Source organism: Rhodococcus sp. NyZ502 (assembly GCF_041464245.1).
GTDB lineage: Bacteria > Actinomycetota > Actinomycetes > Mycobacteriales > Mycobacteriaceae > Rhodococcus_F > Rhodococcus_F qingshengii.
In genome coordinates, this window is the sequence record NZ_CP167155.1 from 1578223 (window position 1) to 1598219 (window position 19997).

Below are 19997 nucleotides of genomic sequence, written 5' to 3' on the forward strand. Positions count from 1 at the left end.
GGGCAAGCCTAGCGTCAGCCGCCGACAGGATCGGTGGCGTATCGGTAGCGGTGGTGTTCGACGAATCCGAGCTGCTCGTAGAGCGCGATCGCCGCGAAGTTGTCCGCCGAAACCTGGAGGTACGCGTGCGTCGCACCGTTCTCACGACCCCAGGAGAGTAGATCTCCGCAGATCAGCGACCCGATTCCGTGACGACGGTGTTCAGGGGCGACGTGAATGCCGGTCAGTCCTACCCAGCGTTTGTGGTCGGGTGCCTCGGTGAGCGCAGCGCGCCCGATGGCAAGCGTCGTGTCGGTGTTTCCGATCGCGCCGAAAGTTGCAGTGCCCACGACAGCCGTGAGGACCGCCTCGACGTACGCCGGATCGCCGTGGGTGTCGTACATCGACAGCCAGTTGTGGTCGGGGCGGTCGGCGAACGAGGTGACCGGAGGACCGAGCGGCAGCGTGACATTGCCCAGATCGGCGGCCATCACGATGGTTTCCTTCTCGCTGCTCCACCCGTCCGGAGCGGTGCCGAGTCGATCGGGGAGGAGCAGCAGGGTCGGCAGGCCGCGGTCACCGAACCACTGGCGTATCCGCTCGATGGTGCTCGCGTCGAAGCCTGCAACCGCCCCCGCACCACCGAGCGGCAAAGCCGAATTGGCGCGGCCGGTGACACCGTGACCGGCGCGCAGCAACCAACCGTCGATCCACGCCTGCTCGACCCCCGGCCACGCCGCCGCAGCAGCCGTTTCGAGGTTTCGAATCTCGCCGATGCGAATCGGGCGGGCCGAGAGACTCTTGAGCGCGATCACCTGATCGGCGGAGACCTGGACCAGCCGACCGTCGCCGGCGCGGACGGCGATGGGATCGGCGCCCTCGAGGATGCCGATGACGTCGGTCATGGGATGCGAATAGCCGGGTGGGAGCTTGTATCGCAAAACCACCCGGCTACCGATCGAAATGTTGCCGTTCAGAGCAGAATTCTCAGTCTTCGTAATCGTCGTCGTCGTGACCGAACGGATCGTCGACGGTCCCCGGCGTCCAGGTCAGACCGGGCTTGCCCCAACCGGAACGCTTGATGATCTTCTTGGCAGCGCGCGCGTTGCGGCCGATGAGTACGTCCGTGTAGAGGAAACCGTCGAGATGCCCGGTCTCGTGCTGGAGCATCCGTGCGAAGAATCCGGTGCCCTCGACCTCGATCGGGTTGCCGTCGGCGTCGGTGCCGGTGACCTTCGCCCAATCGGCGCGACCCGTCGGGAACTGCTCGCCGGGAACGGACAGGCAACCCTCGAAGTCTTCGTCCGGGTCGGGCATCGTCTGGGGGATTTCGGACGTCTCGAGTACCGGGTTCACGACGACGCCGCGTCGACGCTCGCTGCTGCGGTCGTCGCCGGGGCAGTCGTAGACGAAGACTCGCAGTGGAACACCGACCTGATTGGCCGCCAGACCGACGCCGTTGGCAGCGTCCATCGTCTCGTACATGTCTGCGATCAGTTCGGCGATCTCGGCCGGGGACTGAGTGACCGGCTCTGTCGCCTTGTGCAGTACCGGGTCGCCGACGATTCGGATGGGGAGGATAGCCATGCGGACAAGGATAGTGCGGCGCGCCCGCGTAGTTATCACGGCCCGCACACTCGATCATGGTTCAATGGTTGCTGAAGAACAGCGATGTAATTCGTTGCTCGGTCGGAACGTGGGCCGCGGGGGAAATTGTGAGTTACCTTCGGGCCAGGGGACCGGGAAACTCACGGCCGCGAGAATTCGGTCGGAAAAAGAACACCGGGCATACGAGTCTCGCTGACGCCGAGCACAGCAGTCGAGGAGTGACATGGACGGCGCAACCGCGCGTAGTCGGAACCAGTCCGAAGGCACTGGCGCCGACGATTCGGTAGTAGATACAGCAGGCATGCACGAGGTGGGCGAAGACGGCCTCACCCGCCGGGAGCACGACATCCTCTCCTTCGAGCGTCAGTGGTGGAAGTACGCCGGTGCGAAGGAAGAAGCCATCAAGGAGTTGTTCGACATGTCGGCAACCCGCTACTACCAGGTTCTCAACGCCTTGGTCGATCGCCCCGAATCCTTGGCGGCTGATCCCATGCTGGTCAAGCGCCTGCGTCGTCTGCGCGCCAGCCGTCAGAAGGCCAGGGCCGCGCGTCGCCTCGGCTTCGAGGTCACCTGAATCACGCGTACATATGATCGGGCTGTCCACGCACTGGCGATAAGGTCGACATCGTGAGTACCCCGAAAGAGCAGCCATCCGGACCTCCGCTTCGCGCAATCGCCATGGTGTTGATCGCGTTGGCGATCGTGTTCATCGGTCTCGGAGCAGCCTCACTGGGTGGATCGAGCGACGGTGGATCGGGCGACGAGAACACCGCAGCAGAGCAGACCGAATCCTCGGCGCCTGCCACGACGAGCGCCCCCGCGCCGGCACCTGCCACTTCCAAGCCGGCAGCGACGACGCAACCCGCTTCGGGCGATACCACCACCACGTCGCGACCCTCGGGAACTGCGACGACCACGACTTCCAGCTCCGCGAGCGGCACCGACACGTCGAATGTCAGCGTTCGAGTTCTCAACAACAGCACCGTCTCCGGTCTGGCAGCAGGCACCGCCGAGGAATTGACGGCAGCAGGTTGGAACGTCGAGGAGACGGGTAACTACAGCGAGGGCACCGTCAGTACGACGACGGTGTATTACGGATCGTCCGCGGCGGAGAAGGCAGCGGCGCAGAAGATCGCGGCTGAACTCGGAGTCTCCGCAGAGCCTCGATTCGCCGGCATCGCGAACGCGTCACCTGGCGTGATCGTGATCGTGACCTCCAACTGACCGGTCGTGAAGGTGGAACTGACCCGTCGGTTCCAGCTACTACACGCGCCGTTATGATCAGAAGCACTTTCTCGCCACCTCAAAGGAGCGGTTCGATGGCCCCCAGCAGCACCCGGCGTATGTCCTGGCGCGTCGTTGCCCCTGTAGTCGCGATTGCCGCTTTCGGCTTGACCGCTTGCAGTAACAGCGAAGAGCCCAGCAGCGTCCCCGGCACGACTCCTCCGGTGTGGACCGGTGCAGCCGATCCCAGCGCGCACGAAAGCGCGGGCGGCCACGGTTCCGAGACGGCTCACGCCGGCGCTTCTGCCGAAACGGTCACCGCAACGCTGAACGGCACCGACGGCGCCAAGGTCGGAACGGTCACGTTCGCGCAGGAAGGTAGCGACGTCAAGGTCACCCTCGACGCCAAGGGCCTCACCCCCGGCTTCCACGGATTCCACGTCCACCAGGTCGCCAAGTGCGAGACCAATTCCGTTGCCCCCAGCGGCGGAGAGCCGGGTAACTTCCTCTCGGCAGGCGGACACTTCCAGGCCGAGGGTCACACGGGCCACCCGGCGAGCGGCGACCTCACTTCGGTTCAGGTCCTCGAAGACGGCACCGCCACGCTGGTCACCACGACCGATGCATTCACCGTCGACGAACTGGTCGCAAACGGTGGAACATCCGTCATGATCCACGCCGGAGCGGACAACTTCGGCAACATCCCGACGCGTTACGCGCCGGCACCGGACCAGCAGACTCTAGACACCGGTGACGCAGGCGGACGCGTTGCTTGCGGTGTCATCACCAAGAGCTGACAACTCACCTGAGTTTTGCATCACTTCCGGCGACTACCACGCAGTAGCCAGCACGGTGTTTTTACCGACACTGTGATTGGATTCTCTGCGTGGTAGTTCCATTTCCAGGTTCGCCGCGCCCGACGCTGGGCGTGGAGTGGGAGATCGCGCTGGTCGATCGCAAGACCAGAGATCTCTCCAACACAGCAGCCGAGGTGTTTTCGGCGGTCGAAGAGCTTGCCGGCTCCGAAACCCCGCACATCACCAAGGAACTACTGCGAAATACCGTCGAACTCGTCACGGGTATTCATTCGACGGTCGGCGAGGCGATGAGTGATCTCGACAGGTCACTGGATCTGCTGCGTCGCGCTGCGAATCCGCTGGGCGTCGACCTCATCAGCGCGGGCACGCACCCGTTCGCGCAATGGTCGACTCAGTTGGTCACCCGGACGCCCGACTACGACGAGCTCATCGAACGCACGCAGTGGTGGGGTCGGCAGATGCTGATCTGGGGCGTGCACGTCCACGTGGGTGTCTCGTCCGCGGACCGCGTTTTCCCCATCATCAACGCACTGCTGCAGCGCTATCCGCATTTGCTGGCGCTGTCGGCATCCTCGCCGATGTGGGCCGGTGTCGACACGGGGTATGCGTCCAATCGAGCATTGATGTTCCAGCAGCTCCCCACCGCAGGTCTTCCGTACCAGTTCGAGAACTGGGCCGAATACGAGTCGTTCATCGACGACCAGATGAAGACCGGTGTGATCACCAAGATCGGTGGCATGCACTGGGACATCCGTCCCGCGCCGAAGTGGGGAACCATCGAGGTCCGGGTCTTCGACGGCGTCTCGACGCGCGCCGAACTGGGTGCCCTCGTTGCTCTGGTCCACTGCCTCATCGTCGATCTGGACCGCAGACTGAGCGCCGGTGAGACTCTGCCGAACATGCAGCCGTGGCACGTCAAGGAAAACAAGTGGCGCGCAGCGAGATACGGACTGGACGCCGAGATCATCCTCGACTCCGACGCAAACGAGTGCCTCGTCACTGACGATCTGGATCGCCTACTCGACGACTTGGCGCCGATCGCGGTCTCGCTCGGCTGCGCGGACGAGTTGGCGTCGGTGGCGGACATTCCCCGTCGCGGCGCGTCCTACCAGCGGCAACGTCGTGTAGCGGAAGCGACGGGCGGCGATCTGGTTGCGGTCGTCGACGCCTTGGTCGCAGAGTTGGGCACCTAGCAGGTTCACAGTGCGAAGGACTGTTTCGCGGACTGGAAATCCGGGCATACCAACCGTTTGTCCAGTGGGTGTCCATATTCAGTTCACACGCCGTTTACTATTGTCCGGTGTTGATAGACAGTTGGTCCCAACGAGGGGGCGCACCCGGACAGTCGGACCGTTCGTGGTCGAGTTCTCACCGACTCCTTCTGATCGGCACAGCAGCATTGACCCTGCTGGTCCTGGGCGTGCAGGCGTTCGCGTCGTACAAGGGCTATCTCGGTCCGGTGGAAAGCCTGTTTGGTGACTACTTCCTCGTTCCCCGCTCCGCGACCATGCCTTGGGTGGGCCTCGCTCTCGCGCTCGTCGGACTGAACAACAAAGAACGCATCTACGCGGTATCCGCGGCCGTCGTGATCGACGTGGTCGTCGGCGCGATCCGCTGGTTCTCGGGTGGACCGCTGACGATGGGCACCGGCGGCACCTGGGTGCTGACGGCCATCGCGGTGTACGCGGTGTGGAAGTTGTCCGGCGAGCGTCGACTCAGCGTTCTGCACGGCGTCGCTCTCGGCGCGTTGCTCATCATCGCCGCCAAGGTTGCCGAGACGTGGCTGGAGATCACCATTCTCGTCGGCACCGACGTGTGGGACGAGTACGTGTTCCTCGCCGACCAGGCTCTCGGGAATCCGTCGTGGGTGATGGGCCAGATCGTCGACGCCATGGGCCCCGTCGGTGCAGCAGCCCTCGACTGGATCTACGTCGAACTGCCGGTCGCGGTGATCGTGGTTGCTCTCTATCAAGTACGTAAGGGATGGCCGTCGCATCACCTGCTGCGCACGTTCCTGCTCATCGGGCTGATCGGCCCGATCTTCTACGTCCTGTTCCCGGTGGTCGGCCCGGTGTTCGCCTTCGGTCCGCGTGGGTTCGGATTCCAGATCGGTGACTACTGGCCGAACATCGTGCCCAACTTCGACTTCGCATCACCGTCGTCGCTGCCGTTCGACGACGCCGCACCGCGAAACTGCATGCCGAGCCTGCACACCGCGTGGGCAGTCGCGCTGTTCATCCACTCGCGCAGCGGACCGTGGTGGATTCGCAGCCTGGGATCGTTCTGGCTCGTTGCGACCCTGACCGCGACGCTCGGCTTCGGATTCCACTACGGCGTCGACCTCATTGCCGGTGCCGTCCTGTGCTTGACCCTCGATGCGGCGCTACGGGATCCGGAGCGCGGCTGGGGGTGGTTCCGAGTGCGTCTGTTGATCGGTGGCTCGGCACTCCTGGCGGGATTGTTGCTCTCGTACCGGTTCGCTGCGGTGCAGATGGCCGAGTACCCGGCGATCTTCGGGCCGCTGCTGATGGCTGTCCTGGTTCTCATGTCGGTGGCGTACTTCGCCACCTTCTTCGCCCGCCCCGGCACTGCTCTTGCGGTGTGGGGCGAGCGCGACGGCGAGTGGGATGCCGCTACAGCAGAGAGTCCGGGTCTTCCAGCTCGTTGATCTTCATGAGGTCGTCCTCTTCGCGCTGTTCGCGGTAGGCGACTCGGCCGACGCTGTGCGCGATCACGGGCGCCGTCAGCAGCGTGAAGATGCCCACCAGGACCAACATCCAGATGTCGACGCTCCCACGAAGCAGGAACACGGCGCCCATCAGGACCAAGATCAGTCCGACCACCTGAGGTTTCGTGGCCGCGTGCATACGACGCAGAGTGTCGGGGAAGCGAACGATTCCCACCGCGGCGGTCAGCGCGAGCAGCGCGCCGAGGAAGATGGAGATGGCCCCGATCGTGTCGAGGATGTTGCCGATCACTGGTCACTCACCCGGAAGCGCGCGACGGACACCGAACCGATGAAGCCGACCAGCGCCAGCGCGACGATCGCGGGAACGATGGTCGTGTCTTTGCTGTACGCGGCCCAGACCGCGAGTCCACACATCGAGACCGCGATGATCGTGTCCAGGGCGACGAGGCGGTCGAGTGAGCTCGGACCGTCGAGCAATCGGAACGTGGTCAGTACGGCGGCGATCAGCAGAATCACTCCGGAAATGATCAAGATCGTGGTGATGAACCCGTTCATGGTTGGTCCTCCTGCCGGGGTGCATCGAATTCGTAGTCGCGCTGGTGCCATGGGCTGGGTTGCCAGTCCGAATCACGTTCGAACGACGCGATGAACAACCGCTCGAGGTCCTCCACCGAGCGATAGAACGCGCTGACGGCTTTCTGCGAGCCGACGTCGAGCACGTGGACGTAGACGATGCGTCGGTTCTGGTCGATCTCGAGAACCATCGTGCCGGGGATCAGGTTGAGAACGTCGATGCACAGGGTGAGAACCAGGTCGGACTTGATCCCGAGTTGGTACCGCAGAACTCCGGTGACCGGCGGCGGCGACGGACGGATCGCCAGCCACGCGACCTGGATACTCGACTGGATCGCGTAGTACACGATCATCCACAACAGACGCAGAATCGACAGCAGATGTACCCGACCCTCGACCGGTACGCGGGGGAGGGGAAGCAGGACCATGATGATCAGGCCGACGGCGAGTCCGCCGAAGATGTTGCCGAAACTGATGTTGCCCCACAACAGGATCCATACGACCATCAGCCACAGCAGGATCCCGACGCGGAGTACCTGTTCGCGTTTCATCGCGGAGCCTCCTCGGTATTCGGGACGTCGGTGTTCGGGGCCTCGGTATTCGGGACATCGGTACTGGGAGCTACAGCAGGGTCGTCTGCAGCGACGGGAGCTTCGTCGACCGGCACGGGCCGGTGGTTGCCGAGAACCGCGTCGATGTAGATGGACCGGTCCTGCAGGTCCTTCGCCGCTCTGTCGCTGATGTCGATGATCCGGCCCGCGAACACCGTCAGTGCCAGACCGACGATGACAAGTCCGACCGTCGGAATCAGCATGAAGAGCGGAATCTTGCCGACATCCTCGCGGTCGACGAACGCGATGTCCTCTTCGGACTCGTCGATCAACGCTGACGGGCTGACGTCGGCGAGGTCACCTTCGGGCGCGTCGGCCCGGGCTCGCCAGAAAGCCTTGGTCCACACGCGGGCGACGGCGTAGAGCGTCAGCAAGCTGGTGATCGTGCCGCCGGCAACGAGGATCCAAGCCAACGCGCTGGCGTCGGCCGCACCGGCCTGAAGGAGCGCGACCTTGCCGATGAAGCCCGAGAACGGCGGGATACCACCGAGATTCAGCGCCGGGATCAGGAAGACGATCGCGAGGATCGGGCTGGCCGCCGCCAGACCGCCGAGACGGCGCAGCGACGACGACCCGGCTTGTCGTTCGATCAGACCCACGACGAGGAAGAGCGTCGTCTGCACGATGATGTGGTGGGCGACGTAGTAGATCGCGCCGGACAGCCCGGACGTCGTGGACAGTGCGATACCGAAGATCATGTAACCGATATGGCTGACCAGTGTGAACGAGAGCAGACGTTTGATGTCGCTCTGCGCGATGGCACCCATGATGCCGACCACCATCGTGAGCAGGCCGCACACCATCAGTACGTTGTCGAGTTCTCCTTGCGGGAACAGCAGTGAGTGTGCGCGGATGATCGCGTACACACCGACCTTGGTGAGCAACCCGGCGAAGACGGCGGTGATCGGTGCGGGCGCGGTCGGATACGAGTCCGGTAGCCACGCGGACAGCGGGAAGACCGCAGCCTTGATGCCGAACGCCACGAGCAGGACAGCGAAGATGGCGGTTCGTGTGCCCGGCGGAATGTTGTCGAAGCGCAGGGCCATGTCGGCCATGTTGAGGGTGCCGGTCGCCGCGTAGGCGAAGGCGATGCCCGCCAGGAAGATCAGCGAGGACACCATCGAGACCATCACGTACGAGACGCCTGCCCGGACGCGGTCGGCGCTGGCACCGAGCGTCAGGAGCACGAAACTCGCGGCGAGCAGAACCTCGAACCCGACGTAGAGGTTGAAGAGGTCACCGGCGAGGAACGCGTTGGAGATACCGGCAGTCAATGCGAGATAGGTCGGCAGGAAGATCGAGACCGGCTGGGCCTCGCTGCCGTCGCGAATACCCTGACCGATCGCGTAGATCATGACCGCGAGCAACACCACCGACGAGACCACGAGCATCATCGCCGAGAGACGGTCGACCACGAGTGTGATGCCGATGGGGGAGTCCCAGCCGCCGACCTGAACGGCCGTCGTACCGTCGCGGTCGGCGAGGTAGAGCAGCAAGCCCGACACCGCGACGACTCCGACGAGCGCGATCAGTGTGATCACGCGCTGGAAACGAGGACGTCGGCCGACGACCAGCGTCGCAGCTGCGGCCAGCATCGGGATCAAGACGGGCAGGGGCGCAAGGGCTCCCATCAGGTTGTCCGAGATGGTCATGCGCCTCCACCTCCCTCGATCTTGGTCTGGCGAGCGTCTTTGCGCCGCTTCTCGGATTCCTTCTTACGAGCAAGGTCGGTGGCCCAGTCGGGTACCGGTTCGTCCTCGAAGTCGCCGTCGTGGAGGTCGTCGTAGCATTCGATGTCCTCGAGGTTGACCAGTTGTTCGAGGGGAATAGGGTTGCCGTCCTTGTCGAATGCGTCGCCGCCGATGCTCGGGGCACCGGTGACCGGGTCGTCGGAGCGGTCGTGGTCGGGAGCGTCGGCAGGCAGGCGACGCTTGAGAACCTTGGTGTCCTCGGGATCGTCCTCGACGGCGTCGGCGGTGTTGATCTTGTAAGACCGGTACGCCAGTGCCAGAACGAAGCCGGCGATACCCATCGTGATCACGATCGCCGTCAGGATCATGCCCTGGGCGAGCGGATCCGCTATTTCCTCGTGGACCGAATCTCGGCCGACGATGGGCGGATTCCCGTCCGATCCACCGACGGTCAGGATCAAGAGGTTGATGGCGTTGCCGAATAGAAGTAGACCGAGCAGCATCCGAGTGATGCTTCGTTCGATCAGCAGGTAGACACCGGCCGACGTGAGGACGCCGATCAGGATCAGCATTCCGATGTTTGCGCTCATGGTGCTTTCACCTCGATTTCTGCGTCGAGGCGGGCGCCGAGACTTCGGAGTACGTCCAGGACCAGGCCGACCACGATGAGGTAGACGCCCAGGTCGAAGAACAGTGCGGTGACCAGTTTGACGTGGCCGATGAGCGGGAGTGTGAACTCGAAGACGGCGGACGAGAGCGCCGGGGCGCCGAGGAACAGCGACACCAGGGCGGTGCCCGCGGCCAGCGCCAAACCGAGGCCGAGAATCTTGCCCGCGTCGATGGGTACGGCTTCACCGAGTTCGTAGCGTCCGCCGGCGAGGTACCGAAGTACCAGCGCCAGGCCCGCCGTCAGGCCTCCGGCGAAACCGCCACCGGGGGCATTGTGACCGGAGAAGAAGAAGTAGATCGACAACACCATGATGGTCGGGAAGATCAACCTCGTGGTGACCTCGAGAACCAGCGAACGGTGTCGAGGATCGATGAGGTCTCCGCCGCGCAACCACGTCGTGTCCGAGTTGGCAGCTGCCTTGTCGACGATGACGGAGGGGGCGTCCGCGACGCGCGGCGCGATACCGAACCGGCGGTTGCGGAAGACGAGGCTGGCGACGCCTGTCGCAGCTACCAGCAGCACCGAGATCTCACCGAGGGTGTCCCATGCGCGGATGTCGACGAGTAGGACGTTGACGACGTTCTTGCCGTTGCCCAGGTCGTAGGCAGCGTCGGGAAGCAGCTCGTAGATCGGACGAGTGTTTCGGGCATTGGTCGCGAAGGCCGCGATGGTGGTGACGGTGATACCGACGGCGATGGCGAGTGCGGCACGCGGCCACTTGAAGCCGATCGCCTTGCTCTCGTCGACTTCGGCGGGGAACTTCCGGAGCACGAGCACGAAGATCACCAGTGTCAGTGTCTCGACGAGGAACTGGGTCAGCGCGAGGTCGGGTGCGCCGTGCAGCGCGAACAACACGCCGCAGCCGTAGCCGGTGAGTCCGACGAGGATGACGCTGGCGAGTCGGTTGCGCATCAGCGTCGCGGCGATGGCGGCCGAGATCATCATCAGCGCGATAGTGAACTGGATGGGTGAATCCCACATCCGAAGGTCGACTCCGCCGCCATCGGTGTCGATGATCAGCAGGAACAGCGGCACAACGACCAGCGTCGCGAGAATCGTCGACTGTGTGCGAGGGAGCGAACCACGCTGAGTGGCACCGGTCAGGCGCATCGAGATGGTGTCCATGCCGCGCAGGGTCGCGTCGTAGATACGGTCGGCGTTGCCGAGCGGCGGGTGCTCGAAGTGCAGTCGGCTGATCTGACGCTGCGCGATGTAGAGCGCGATGCCGCCGGCGATGACGATGCAGGTGAGCAGCAGCGGAGTGTTGAATCCGTGCCACAGCGCGAGGTGGTAGTCGGCGTGCGGTCCGGGGGCCAGCGTGGTGGAGTACGGCGTCAGCAGCTTCTCGAGCTGGGGCGAGAGAATGCCGGCGGCCAGACCGAGAACAGCGAGCAGGCCTGGCGCGAACAGGAACAGCCAACCCGGCTTGTGCATCTTGCTCACGGCTGGGCTCGGCTTGCTCAGGGTCTTACGTCCGAAGGCGCCCCAGATGAAGCGGACGCTGTAGCCGACGGTGAGGATCGAGCCCAACACGATCACCGTGACGACGGCGATGGACGACCAGTGGCCGAGCGCGTTCGTTTCGAGCACCGATTCGAGTGCGGCTTCCTTGCCGACGAATCCGAGTAGCGGTGGCAGACCGGCCATGCTGGCGGCAGCGAGGCTCGCGATGATCGCGAGAGCGGGTGCCGCTTTACCCAGGTGAGCAAGTTTGCGCAGGTCACGGGTGCCGGTCGTGTGATCGATGATGCCAACGACCATGAAGAGTGCGGCCTTGAACATCGCGTGCGCCACGACCATCGTCATGCCGGCCAGGGCGGCGTCACGCGTGCCGATGCCGACCAGGACCATCATGAAGCCGAGTTGGCTGACCGTTCCGAAGGCGAGGACGAGTTTGAGGTCGTACGCGCGCATGGCTCGCCAACCGGCGAGGATCATCGACAGCAGACCCAAACTGATGATGGTGATGCGCCACGGCGGCGAATCGGCGTACCCGGGAGCCAGGCGCGCGACGAGGTAGATACCGGCCTTGACCATTGCAGCAGCGTGAAGATAACCGCTGACAGGGGTTGGCGCGGCCATTGCACCGGGAAGCCAGAAGTGCAGGGGCACGATTGCCGATTTGGAGAGCGCACCGATCAGGATCAGGACGATCGCGACGGACGGGAGCCACCCCGTCGGCGGGTTCGCGACCAGTTCGGACAGGTTGTAGCTGCCGCCGACCTGGCCGAGGATGATCATGCCGACCAACATCGCCAGACCACCCGCGGTGGTGACCAGCAGTGCCTGGGTCGCGGCGCGGCGGCTGGTGGCGCGTTCGGCGTAGTGACCCACGAGCAGGAACGACAGGACCGTCGTCAGTTCCCAGAACACGTAGAGAAGCAGCATGTTGTCGCTGGTCACTAGCCCGAACATGGCACCCGCGAAGGCGACCATCTCGGCGGCGAAGATACCGAGTCGAGGTTCGTCGTCGGTGAAGTAGCGGGCGCAGTAGACCAGGATGAGCGTGCCGACACCCAGGACGAGCACGGCCATGATGGCCGAGAGCGCGTCGAACCTGAAGTCGATGTCCATCGACAGCCCTGGAACCCAGGTGATGTGCAGCGTCTCGACGGTGCCCCATTTGTCGATGACCCAGCCGAGGCCGGCGAGGGGGACTATCGCGAGGGGGAAGAAGCCGTTTCGCCCTAACCTGCGCACCACAAGCGGAGCCAAGAGGGCGGCAACGGCATGGGCAAGCAAGATAGCGAGCAAAAGGCACTCCGTCGTGTTGTCAGCGGGCGGCGGGGTGTCCGAACAAAATCGAACCTATCGGATTAACGAGACAATTCACCTTGTCGGAGAGGTTGTCTTTGCGTACATATTACCGGGCGTGGCAGTTTCGATGTGCAGCGAGTCGATTCGGACATCATCGGCACTCGCTGATACACGTAGGTTGGACGACGTGAATCCGTCGACACCCACCACGATCATCCGTACCGCTGCCCTTGCACACATTCGTGACCGCAAGCTGATCCAGACCCGCTCCGTGGGCAAGACGGCGTTCTACATGGCCGGCGGAAAGATCGACCCGGGGGAGACGCCCGAGCAGGCACTGCACCGCGAAATTCGGGAGGAACTCGACGTCGATCTGGTCGACGGGACGGTCACGTTCCTCGACGTCTTCGAGGCTCACGCTTTCGGACATTCCGCGGACACGGGCCTGCACATGAGTTGTTATCTGGCGGAGATGGCCGGAGACCCGCACCCGACCAGCGAGATCGCCGAGTTCCGCTACTTCACGCTCGCCGAGTACGCAGCGATGGACGAGGTGGCGCCCGGATCGCTCAAAGTGTTCCATCGCCTGGCGTCGATGGATCTGATCGACTGATCGGCGGAGGAACGGATCGATTGATCCGCCCCAATCGGAGACTCACGTAGGCGCAGACGGCCACGATGATCAGCGCCACGGCGTCGAGTATCAGAATGTCGGTCGAGATTTCGAACGGGCCGACCGTCGTGATGCCGTTGAAGGGCTTGTTCTCGTCGAGCGGCGTGTACGCCGTCCATCCGTAGTCGAACTGCGGATAGACGAGCAGGGCCAGCGCCGTCGGGCCGAAGATGACACCGAGTCCGACGAGTGCTCGCGACGCTCCGGTCCGCGGTGGCTCTCGGTACATCGCGCTGGCGATCGCGTATGTGACGACCGCAGCGGTGAAGGCGACAAGAAGATCGCTGATCGTGAGAACGTCACCGATCTTCGGCGACGGCGACGTGGCGTAGCTGACGATCCCGGCGACCGTGACCGTCAGGAGCAATCCGTAGCCGACGACCCGCGAGGGAGCGATCGCGCCGATCGCTGCCGCGGCGACGATGACGAGTCCGATCACGACGGCGGTGGAGGCGGGGGTTTTCGACCATTCCATGGCTTCGGTTGCGGGACGGTTCGCCGAGACCGCCGCCAGAGTTGCGACGGCAGCGGTACACATCAGCAGGATTCGACTGCCGTCGCCCAGCACCCGCGCGCAGATCACCGTGATCACCAGCGCGACGAGTAGTAGAGGCACCGCCGCCGTGACGGTGGTGATCTCGAACCACCAATTCGCAGCGACCCCGAAGAGAGTGAGCACCGCCGCGATAGTCACCGGTCGAACGGCCATCCGTTCCTTGGGGTGGTCCTTGTCGAAGTCGTGGAACCAGAACGCGGCGACGCAGGCGGCGGCCAAAGCGAGCGCGAGCAGTGTTGCCCCCAACACTGGTGGTTGAAACTGGTTGGTGTTGTCGGCGATGTAGTCCGCGTACCGCCGAGGAATAGCGTCTTCGTCGAGGAGTGAATCCGAGACATGCACGGCAACAATCGTTCCCGCGACGGAAGCGGCTCGGACCCGGGGAGCGGCAGCAACCGTGACCGCGCCGACAGCGACTCCCGCACCGACGGGTGAGAGTGCCTCGAAGTTGTGATCGTAGAGCCCGGGCAGTTCGAGTAGGAGTCCACCGAAGACCGTCATGGCCGCGGTCCGCAACCGGCAGCGGGCCATCATCGCGGCTGTCCCGACCGCGACGACAGCCAAGACGCCGGCGCCTATGGTCGAGATGGACCAGAATCGGTCGCCCGTCGAAATCGACGTCGACTGGCTGTTCACGAACGGTGCCAAGGCGACGACGGTGACGACGAATGCCGTCACACCACTCAGCGCGACGAGCAGCGTCCTGCGGGCGATGGGCACTGCTCCAAAATAGTCAATCCGGTACCAGTTGCACCGCAATAGCAGGTCTCAGTCCGGTGACGGTGTGTCAGTCGACTGGCTCCGGTTCGATCCGAGATTCCGTGGTGTCGACGGGTGGATGGGACCGTCGGAGGATCGCTGCACCGCAGAAGCCGATGATCAAGGCGAAGAGGATTGCAGCGCCGACGGTCTGAGGGGTGACGTAGTCGATGGTGATGCCTATTCCGCGTCCGAATAGTCCTCCGTTGGCGCTGACGTGCGCCGGGATGGGAAGTTCCATCAATCGCTGAATGTCTGCCGCTGTCAACTCTGGCGGCGCGGTGAGCTGATCGGTGAGAATGGCGATCGACGAGAAGGTCATTGCGGCAAAGGGAATGGCGAGTCCGAGTGTGGCGTCGACCAGGCTGCCGGGAGCCAGGGCACCGAACAGCAATCCGGCGGCGAGACCCAGCGAGGCGATCTTCAGTGCGATTGACCAGACACCGTGCGCGGAGTCGAAGGGCAGTAGTTCTGACAGCGGTACCGCAACGAGAACGGCGATGGGAACGAGGTTTGGCACCTGCTTGTGCAGTCGCAATCCGACGGCGACCGGCAGGGCTGCGAAAAGCACCAGTACCCAGGGGGACTTCAGGTCTCCCCAGTGGCCGGAACCCTTCGCGATGTCGACGAACAGCGGAGCCGACGCAGCGGCCAGAGCGGTTGCGGCCCAGAGGAACTTGCCACCAGCACCGGAGGTGTCGCCGAGACGGTAGGCGGCGATCCATGTCAACGCGAGCGCAGCGCCCGCTGCCAAGACCATGACGATCCAGGCAGTTGCCTCGGACGCGTACTGCTGGCGATCGATCACGGCGCCGAGCACTCGATGCCCGATCGCCAGCGCGGCGATCACCACGAGCGCTATGCGGATTTCGCCCGCGTCGGGCTTGCGGATCCGGAAGCCGGATTGCGCGGTCACTGCACAGGCGATTGCTGCTGCGGCCGTGGCGCCGATCAGCCACCACGACGGCTCACCTACCGAAGACGTACTCATCCGGCCCGTCCCGCCGGCGAACGTGCGAACCGCGAGGAAGGCGGCAAGCACGCCGAGGAGGGTGGCGTTCTTCGTCGCGGTGCGATCCCAACTGACGGCAACCACACAACCCAGAATCGCACCGGCTGCAACACTTTTGACGATGATCAAGGCGATCAGCAGGTCCAGTGACGCAACCTCGGGCACGACTGCCCGAATGATCGCGATGACGGCGACCCCGACGGTGATCGCGATCCAGGCTGCCCGACGGGAGCCGCGACGCTGTGAGAGTGCGCAGGCAAGCACGGCAACCACGGCGCCGAGCCCGACAGCGGTGGGTCCACTGCTGATCCAGCGATCTACTTCCGACGGAGAGGCCACGATGGCCCAGTCACGGAGAACCGGATTGGTCAGGGCCAGCGCCGCGAGTATCCCGGACAGGAGCGCAGCGACGGTGGTGAGGATCGCTCGAAGATCGAGTGGCATCGGGCCAACCTATCGCGGCGCCGCAACATCGGTCGTGGGCGGCGTGAGTGCCGGAAACCAGATGTCGGTGAGAACGTCTGCTGCGACGTCCGCACCCGCGGTGATCGCGCCCTGTTCCGCCCAGCGAATGAAGAAGCGCTCGACTTGTGTCAGCAGGAGCTCGACCCGGAGTTTCGCCTCGTCGTGTCGGCTCTGCGGCCAGCGTGCCAGGTACGACGGCATAGCGTTGGGCAGTGCTGAGATGCCTTCGCGGGCCAGTGTGCGGAACTCGGGTTCGAGGACCATGGCCTCGTCCCACGCCCGCATCATGTGGTGGTGATCGCGGCACCAGTCGAGAGCGCGGTTGATCCAGCCGGCGAATTCTTCGCGCGAACCGGAATCGAGTACGTGGTCGAGATCCTGGAATATGGCGAGGGTGCTGGATACGACGGTGTTCGAGCCGAGCGCCTTGAGGATGTCGATCTTTCCGGGAAAGTGCAGGTAGAAGGTGGCTCGGCTGCAACCGACCCGGCCGGCGATGTCCTCGACGGTGACAGCCGCGTATCCGCGTTCGGTGAAGAGCGCGCCGGCGGCATCCACGAGGTCTGCGCGGGTTCGCTGCTTCTGCTTCTCTCGCAGCGTCAGTCTGCCGGAGGTATCTGTCATTACCAGGATCCTAGTGCCGCGGGGGCTCTCACGGGTCAGTTGCACGAGACTCTCCGTCTTTCACTTGACAGTCCGTTAGTGAAAGCTACTCTGTGGTGTAGCGCACATTCGACCGATCAGAGGACGCCATGACCATCTCGGACACAACACGCACGCCTGACCTGCCGGCCGGATTCGACGTCACCGATCCTGCTGTCCTCGGGGAGCGGATCCCTTTCGAGGAATTCGCCGAACTGCGTCGCAACGCACCCGTGTGGTGGTGTGAGCAGCCGCCGACGGTCGGTGGATTCCAGGACGAGGGCTACTGGGTGGTCTCGCGTCACGCTGACGTCAAAGAGGTCAGCCAGCGCAGCGATGTGTTCTCGAGCTGGGAGAACACCGCGATCGCGCGTTTCGCCGACGACATGCCACGTGAGGCCGTCGAGATGCTCCGGCATCTTCTGCTCAACAAGGATGCACCGGAGCACACCAAGCTCCGCAAGCTGATTTCGAAGCTGTTCACGCCTCGCGCGATCAACGGCATGCGCGACGAATTGGATCGTCGTGCACGGAGCATCGTCGACACCGCTGTGAGCGAAGGCCCGGGCGACTTCGTGAAGCAGGTTGCCAGCGAGCTGCCGCTCCAGGCGATCGCGGATCTGATCGGTGTACCGCAGGACGATCGGGACAAGCTGTTCAAGTGGTCCAACGAGATGATGGGCTACGACGACCCGGAATACCAGGGTGATCCGGCAGTCGCGTCCACCGAGGTCCTCGGATACGCGTACCAAATGGCAGACGCACGTCGTACCTGCCCGGCAGACGACATCGTCACCACTCTGGTCCAGGCCGACATCGACGGCGACTCCTTGAGCCCGGAGGAGTTCGGGTTCTTCGTGCTCATCCTGGCGGTCGCAGGGAACGAGACCACCCGCAACGCCATCACGCACGGAATGATCGCGTTCCTGGACAACCCCGAGCAGTGGGAGCTGTACAAGAAGGAACGTCCCAAGACGACGGCCGACGAGATCGTCCGTTGGGCGACACCCGTCACCGCCTTCCAGCGCACCGCGCTCGAGGACACGGAATTGGCAGGAGTGTCGATCAAGAAGGGGCAGCGCGTGGTGATGCTGTACAGCTCCGCGAACTTCGACGAGGACGTGTTCGAGAACCCGATGACGTTCGACATCACTCGTAACCCCAATCCGCACTTGGGCTTCGGCGGAACGGGCGCGCACTTCTGCATCGGTGCCAACCTCGCTCGTATGGAGATCGACTTGATGTTCAACGCGATCGCCGACAACGTCCCGGACATCACCAAGATCGGTGATCCGCGCCGTCTGCGCTCGGGTTGGATCAACGGCATCAAGGAGTTCCAGGTCGATTACAAGAGCACAGGCTGCCCGGTCGCTCACTAGAGTCGGTAGGTGAGAGGTACACCCCACGATCTCGAGGAGCCACCGCATGACTTCGATCAACGACAAGGCAACTGCTCTACTGGCGTTGCACCAGCCAGGTAATCCGGTCATTCTCCCGACGGTGTGGGACGCGTGGTCGGCGAATCTTGCGGTGGCTGCCGGTTTTGCAGCCCTGACGGTAGGCAGTCATCCGGTTTCCGATTCCATCGGCAAGCCGGACAACGAGGGCATCACCTTCGACGAACTTCTGCACCGGATCAAGCAGATCACCGGTGCGGTCGACGCCCCGATCTCGGTGGACATCGAGGGTGGTTACGGGCTCGAGCCGGCAGTTCTCATCGACGGGTTGATCGATGCCGGCGCTGTCGGACTCAACATCGAGGACACCGTTCACAGTGAAGGCGGACGCTTGCGCGAGGCGCAGGAGCACGCCGACTTCGTGGGTGGGCTTCGTCAGGCCGCCGACGCAGCCGGAGTTCACGTTGTCGTCAACGCGCGCACCGACCTGTTCGTGAAGCAGGTCGGTGACGAGTCCGATCGCGTCGATCGCGCCATCGCACGCCTCAAGCTGGCGGCCGACGCCGGCGCCGACGTTCTCTACCCCGTCGGGCGCCATGACGACGCGACCCAGCGCCGCCTGACGTCCGAGCTCCCACTTCCGATCAATGCGATCGGAATCCCGGACCAGGACGACCCGGCAAGTTTCGGTCCGCTCGGAGTGGCACGTGTGAGCTTCGGTCCGTTCTTCCAGATGGCATTGGCCAACCGTGCGAACGAGATCTTGGGACGCTGGAAGTAAGAATGCAGACACTGATGTCGCCCGGCCCGCTTCTCGACGATGGCGGACATTTGGTCGAGACGGGTTGGGCCCCATCGGAGATTCGCAAGTATCGACGCTCTGCGATCGCCGCTCCGAAGTTCCGGATCAAGGAGTGGGACTACTACTGCGTTCTTACTGCGGATTACGGCATCGCGTTGACCGTCGCCGACAATGGGTACATGGGCTTGCTCGGAGTCTCCTGGCTCGATTTCCGAACACCACACGAGATTACCGAAAACGTGATGCTGCCGTTCCCGATGGGAAGGCTCGGCCTGCCCGAAAGCGCGGACGACGGTGATGTGGTGGTGTCGAAAGGTAAAGCTCGCTTCGAGTTTCGCCATGTGGACGGTGGGCGCCACCTGATCGTCGACTACCCGGCTTTCGACGGTGGACGAGGTCTTCATGCCGATTTGTTCCTGGCGAGTCCTGCCGATGACCGGATGGTGATCGCCACACCGTTTCCGAAGGCGTCCCGTTCGTTTTACTACAACCAGAAGATCAACTGCCTGCCCGCTGCCGGGACCGTGCGAATCGGGAGCGACGACTTCACATTTCGCTCGGAGGACTCGTTCGGCGTTCTCGATTGGGGCAGGGGAGTCTGGACTTACGACAACACCTGGTACTGGGGTTCTGCATCCGGACTGGTGAACGGCGAGCGGTTCGGATTCAACATCGGTTACGGCTTCGGCGATACTACGGCGGCCAGCGAGAACATCGTGTTTGTCGGAGGGCGGGCACACAAACTGGACAGGATCGACTTCGGCATCCCGCAGGGAACGTACGACGGCGCTCCGTGGAACTTCTCGAGCAACGATGGTCGCTTCGAGATGACTTTCGAGCCGATCATCGACCGTGCCGCGACTTTCGACGTCGGGGTGCTGCGTTCGATTCAGCATCAGGTGTTCGGAAAGTTCTCCGGCACAGTGATCCTCGACGACGGTACCTCCGTGGTGGTTCGAGATCTCCTCGGATTTGCCGAGGAGGTTCGGAACCGCTGGTAGGCCGTACGTCTCCGCGAAGATGACGGAACGCAGCATGAGCACCGGGGCATGATCGTGCCCCGGTGCTCGC

Annotated in this window: 20 protein-coding genes; 9 read left to right on the forward strand and 11 right to left on the reverse strand. The window is 63.7% G+C overall.

Translation table 11 applies throughout. The annotated features are described in order from the left end of the window. Nucleotides 1–14: 14 nt before the first annotated feature. Nucleotides 15–926, reverse strand: a complete 912-nt coding sequence (locus ACBG85_RS07450) for an N-acetyltransferase (RefSeq protein ID WP_081557539.1) — start codon at nucleotides 924–926, stop codon at nucleotides 15–17. A 40-nt stretch (nucleotides 927–966) separates the two neighbouring features. Continuing rightward, the gene (locus tag ACBG85_RS07455; RefSeq protein ID WP_003945053.1) at nucleotides 967–1566 is read right to left on the reverse strand and encodes a peptide deformylase; all 600 of its coding nucleotides are present in this window, start codon (nucleotides 1564–1566) and stop codon (nucleotides 967–969) included. Nucleotides 1567–1810: 244 nt separating this feature from the next. On the opposite strand from ACBG85_RS07455, the gene ACBG85_RS07460 reads away from it, so the two are divergent. The 5 genes from ACBG85_RS07460 to ACBG85_RS07480 all read left to right on the forward strand — a co-directional run bounded on the left by ACBG85_RS07460 (nucleotide 1811) and on the right by ACBG85_RS07480 (nucleotide 6297). Continuing rightward, complete coding sequence (locus ACBG85_RS07460; RefSeq protein ID WP_007730120.1) at nucleotides 1811–2161, forward strand: DUF3263 domain-containing protein; 351 nt, start codon at nucleotides 1811–1813, stop codon at nucleotides 2159–2161. 53 nt (nucleotides 2162–2214) lie between these two features. Beyond that, a complete protein-coding gene (locus ACBG85_RS07465; RefSeq protein WP_003945058.1) occupies nucleotides 2215–2811 on the forward strand; it encodes a LytR C-terminal domain-containing protein in 597 nt (198 codons plus the stop codon). 95 nt (nucleotides 2812–2906) lie between these two features. Further along, entirely contained in the window at nucleotides 2907–3608 is a 702-nt protein-coding gene (locus tag ACBG85_RS07470) for a superoxide dismutase family protein (RefSeq protein WP_007730117.1), read from the forward strand. Nucleotides 3609–3697: 89 nt separating this feature from the next. Beyond that, nucleotides 3698–4822, forward strand: a complete 1125-nt coding sequence (locus ACBG85_RS07475; protein ID WP_003945034.1) for a glutamate--cysteine ligase — start codon at nucleotides 3698–3700, stop codon at nucleotides 4820–4822. A 107-nt stretch (nucleotides 4823–4929) separates the two neighbouring features. Beyond that, on the forward strand, nucleotides 4930–6297 hold the full coding sequence (locus ACBG85_RS07480; protein WP_372026757.1) for a DUF5933 domain-containing protein: 1368 nt from the start codon (nucleotides 4930–4932) through the stop codon (nucleotides 6295–6297). Here the strand turns inward: ACBG85_RS07480 and mnhG are convergent. The 6 genes from mnhG to ACBG85_RS07510 are packed head-to-tail and all read right to left on the reverse strand — an operon-like array spanning nucleotide 6263 to nucleotide 12617. After that, the gene (gene mnhG / locus ACBG85_RS07485) at nucleotides 6263–6607 is read right to left on the reverse strand and encodes a monovalent cation/H(+) antiporter subunit G (RefSeq protein ID WP_003945045.1); all 345 of its coding nucleotides are present in this window, start codon (nucleotides 6605–6607) and stop codon (nucleotides 6263–6265) included. The two genes, ACBG85_RS07480 and mnhG, sit on opposite strands and share 35 nt — an antisense overlap. Continuing rightward, the gene (locus tag ACBG85_RS07490; protein ID WP_003945061.1) at nucleotides 6604–6873 is read right to left on the reverse strand and encodes a monovalent cation/H+ antiporter complex subunit F; all 270 of its coding nucleotides are present in this window, start codon (nucleotides 6871–6873) and stop codon (nucleotides 6604–6606) included. Before ACBG85_RS07490 ends, mnhG begins: the two co-directional genes overlap by 4 nt. Beyond that, on the reverse strand, nucleotides 6870–7442 hold the full coding sequence (locus ACBG85_RS07495; protein WP_003945063.1) for a Na+/H+ antiporter subunit E: 573 nt from the start codon (nucleotides 7440–7442) through the stop codon (nucleotides 6870–6872). The genes ACBG85_RS07490 and ACBG85_RS07495 overlap by 4 nt, the downstream gene beginning before the upstream one ends. Next, nucleotides 7439–9154 carry a Na+/H+ antiporter subunit D gene (locus tag ACBG85_RS07500; RefSeq protein ID WP_054827818.1) on the reverse strand — a complete coding sequence of 572 codons (1716 nt, stop codon included), beginning with the start codon at nucleotides 9152–9154 and terminating at the stop codon, nucleotides 7439–7441. Before ACBG85_RS07500 ends, ACBG85_RS07495 begins: the two co-directional genes overlap by 4 nt. Next, a complete protein-coding gene (locus ACBG85_RS07505) occupies nucleotides 9151–9783 on the reverse strand; it encodes a Na(+)/H(+) antiporter subunit C (RefSeq protein ID WP_003945054.1) in 633 nt (210 codons plus the stop codon). The genes ACBG85_RS07500 and ACBG85_RS07505 overlap by 4 nt, the downstream gene beginning before the upstream one ends. Continuing rightward, nucleotides 9780–12617, reverse strand: coding sequence for a Na+/H+ antiporter subunit A (locus ACBG85_RS07510; RefSeq protein ID WP_047268846.1), 2838 nt, complete (start codon nucleotides 12615–12617; stop codon nucleotides 9780–9782). The genes ACBG85_RS07505 and ACBG85_RS07510 overlap by 4 nt, the downstream gene beginning before the upstream one ends. A 181-nt stretch (nucleotides 12618–12798) precedes the next feature. Between ACBG85_RS07510 and ACBG85_RS07515 the strand changes: the two genes are divergently transcribed. Continuing rightward, on the forward strand, nucleotides 12799–13233 hold the full coding sequence (locus ACBG85_RS07515; protein ID WP_207624522.1) for an NUDIX domain-containing protein: 435 nt from the start codon (nucleotides 12799–12801) through the stop codon (nucleotides 13231–13233). Here ACBG85_RS07515 and ACBG85_RS07520 read toward each other — a convergent pair. From ACBG85_RS07520 to ACBG85_RS07530, 3 genes are all read right to left on the reverse strand, one after another. Beyond that, a complete protein-coding gene (locus ACBG85_RS07520) occupies nucleotides 13190–14569 on the reverse strand; it encodes a hypothetical protein (protein WP_223304380.1) in 1380 nt (459 codons plus the stop codon). The genes ACBG85_RS07515 and ACBG85_RS07520 overlap by 44 nt on opposite strands. Before the next feature lie 67 nt (nucleotides 14570–14636). After that, nucleotides 14637–16064, reverse strand: coding sequence for a hypothetical protein (locus ACBG85_RS07525; RefSeq protein WP_372026762.1), 1428 nt, complete (start codon nucleotides 16062–16064; stop codon nucleotides 14637–14639). A gap of 9 nt (nucleotides 16065–16073) precedes the next feature. After that, nucleotides 16074–16709 carry a TetR/AcrR family transcriptional regulator gene (locus ACBG85_RS07530; protein WP_042926208.1) on the reverse strand — a complete coding sequence of 212 codons (636 nt, stop codon included), beginning with the start codon at nucleotides 16707–16709 and terminating at the stop codon, nucleotides 16074–16076. A gap of 128 nt (nucleotides 16710–16837) precedes the next feature. Between ACBG85_RS07530 and ACBG85_RS07535 the strand changes: the two genes are divergently transcribed. The 3 genes from ACBG85_RS07535 to ACBG85_RS07545 are packed head-to-tail and all read left to right on the forward strand — an operon-like array spanning nucleotide 16838 to nucleotide 19927. Next, complete coding sequence (locus ACBG85_RS07535) at nucleotides 16838–18106, forward strand: cytochrome P450 (RefSeq protein WP_003945041.1); 1269 nt, start codon at nucleotides 16838–16840, stop codon at nucleotides 18104–18106. Between the two features lie 46 nt (nucleotides 18107–18152). Continuing rightward, entirely contained in the window at nucleotides 18153–18905 is a 753-nt protein-coding gene (locus ACBG85_RS07540; protein WP_007730096.1) for an isocitrate lyase/phosphoenolpyruvate mutase family protein, read from the forward strand. Nucleotides 18906–18907: 2 nt separating this feature from the next. Next, nucleotides 18908–19927: a DUF2804 domain-containing protein gene (locus ACBG85_RS07545; RefSeq protein WP_073512162.1), complete on the forward strand. Its 1020-nt coding sequence runs from the start codon at nucleotides 18908–18910 to the stop codon at nucleotides 19925–19927. Nucleotides 19928–19997 lie beyond the last annotated feature (70 nt).

Excerpts from the sequence above, each read along its gene's own strand:
- ACBG85_RS07455 (WP_003945053.1), bottom strand. The coding sequence starts at position 1,566 with ATGGCTATCCTCCCCATCCGAATCGTCGGCGACCCGGTACTGCACAAG.
- ACBG85_RS07460 (WP_007730120.1), top strand. The coding sequence starts at position 1,811 with ATGGACGGCGCAACCGCGCGTAGTCGGAACCAGTCCGAAGGCACTGGC.
- ACBG85_RS07470 (WP_007730117.1), top strand. The coding sequence starts at position 2,907 with ATGGCCCCCAGCAGCACCCGGCGTATGTCCTGGCGCGTCGTTGCCCCT.
- ACBG85_RS07490 (WP_003945061.1), bottom strand. The coding sequence starts at position 6,873 with ATGAACGGGTTCATCACCACGATCTTGATCATTTCCGGAGTGATTCTG.
- ACBG85_RS07495 (WP_003945063.1), bottom strand. The coding sequence starts at position 7,442 with ATGAAACGCGAACAGGTACTCCGCGTCGGGATCCTGCTGTGGCTGATG.
- ACBG85_RS07500 (WP_054827818.1), bottom strand. The coding sequence starts at position 9,154 with ATGACCATCTCGGACAACCTGATGGGAGCCCTTGCGCCCCTGCCCGTC.
- ACBG85_RS07505 (WP_003945054.1), bottom strand. The coding sequence starts at position 9,783 with ATGAGCGCAAACATCGGAATGCTGATCCTGATCGGCGTCCTCACGTCG.
- ACBG85_RS07525 (WP_372026762.1), bottom strand. The coding sequence starts at position 16,064 with ATGCCACTCGATCTTCGAGCGATCCTCACCACCGTCGCTGCGCTCCTG.
- ACBG85_RS07530 (WP_042926208.1), bottom strand. The coding sequence starts at position 16,709 with ATGACAGATACCTCCGGCAGACTGACGCTGCGAGAGAAGCAGAAGCAG.
- ACBG85_RS07535 (WP_003945041.1), top strand. The coding sequence starts at position 16,838 with ATGACCATCTCGGACACAACACGCACGCCTGACCTGCCGGCCGGATTC.
- ACBG85_RS07540 (WP_007730096.1), top strand. The coding sequence starts at position 18,153 with ATGACTTCGATCAACGACAAGGCAACTGCTCTACTGGCGTTGCACCAG.
- ACBG85_RS07545 (WP_073512162.1), top strand. The coding sequence starts at position 18,908 with ATGCAGACACTGATGTCGCCCGGCCCGCTTCTCGACGATGGCGGACAT.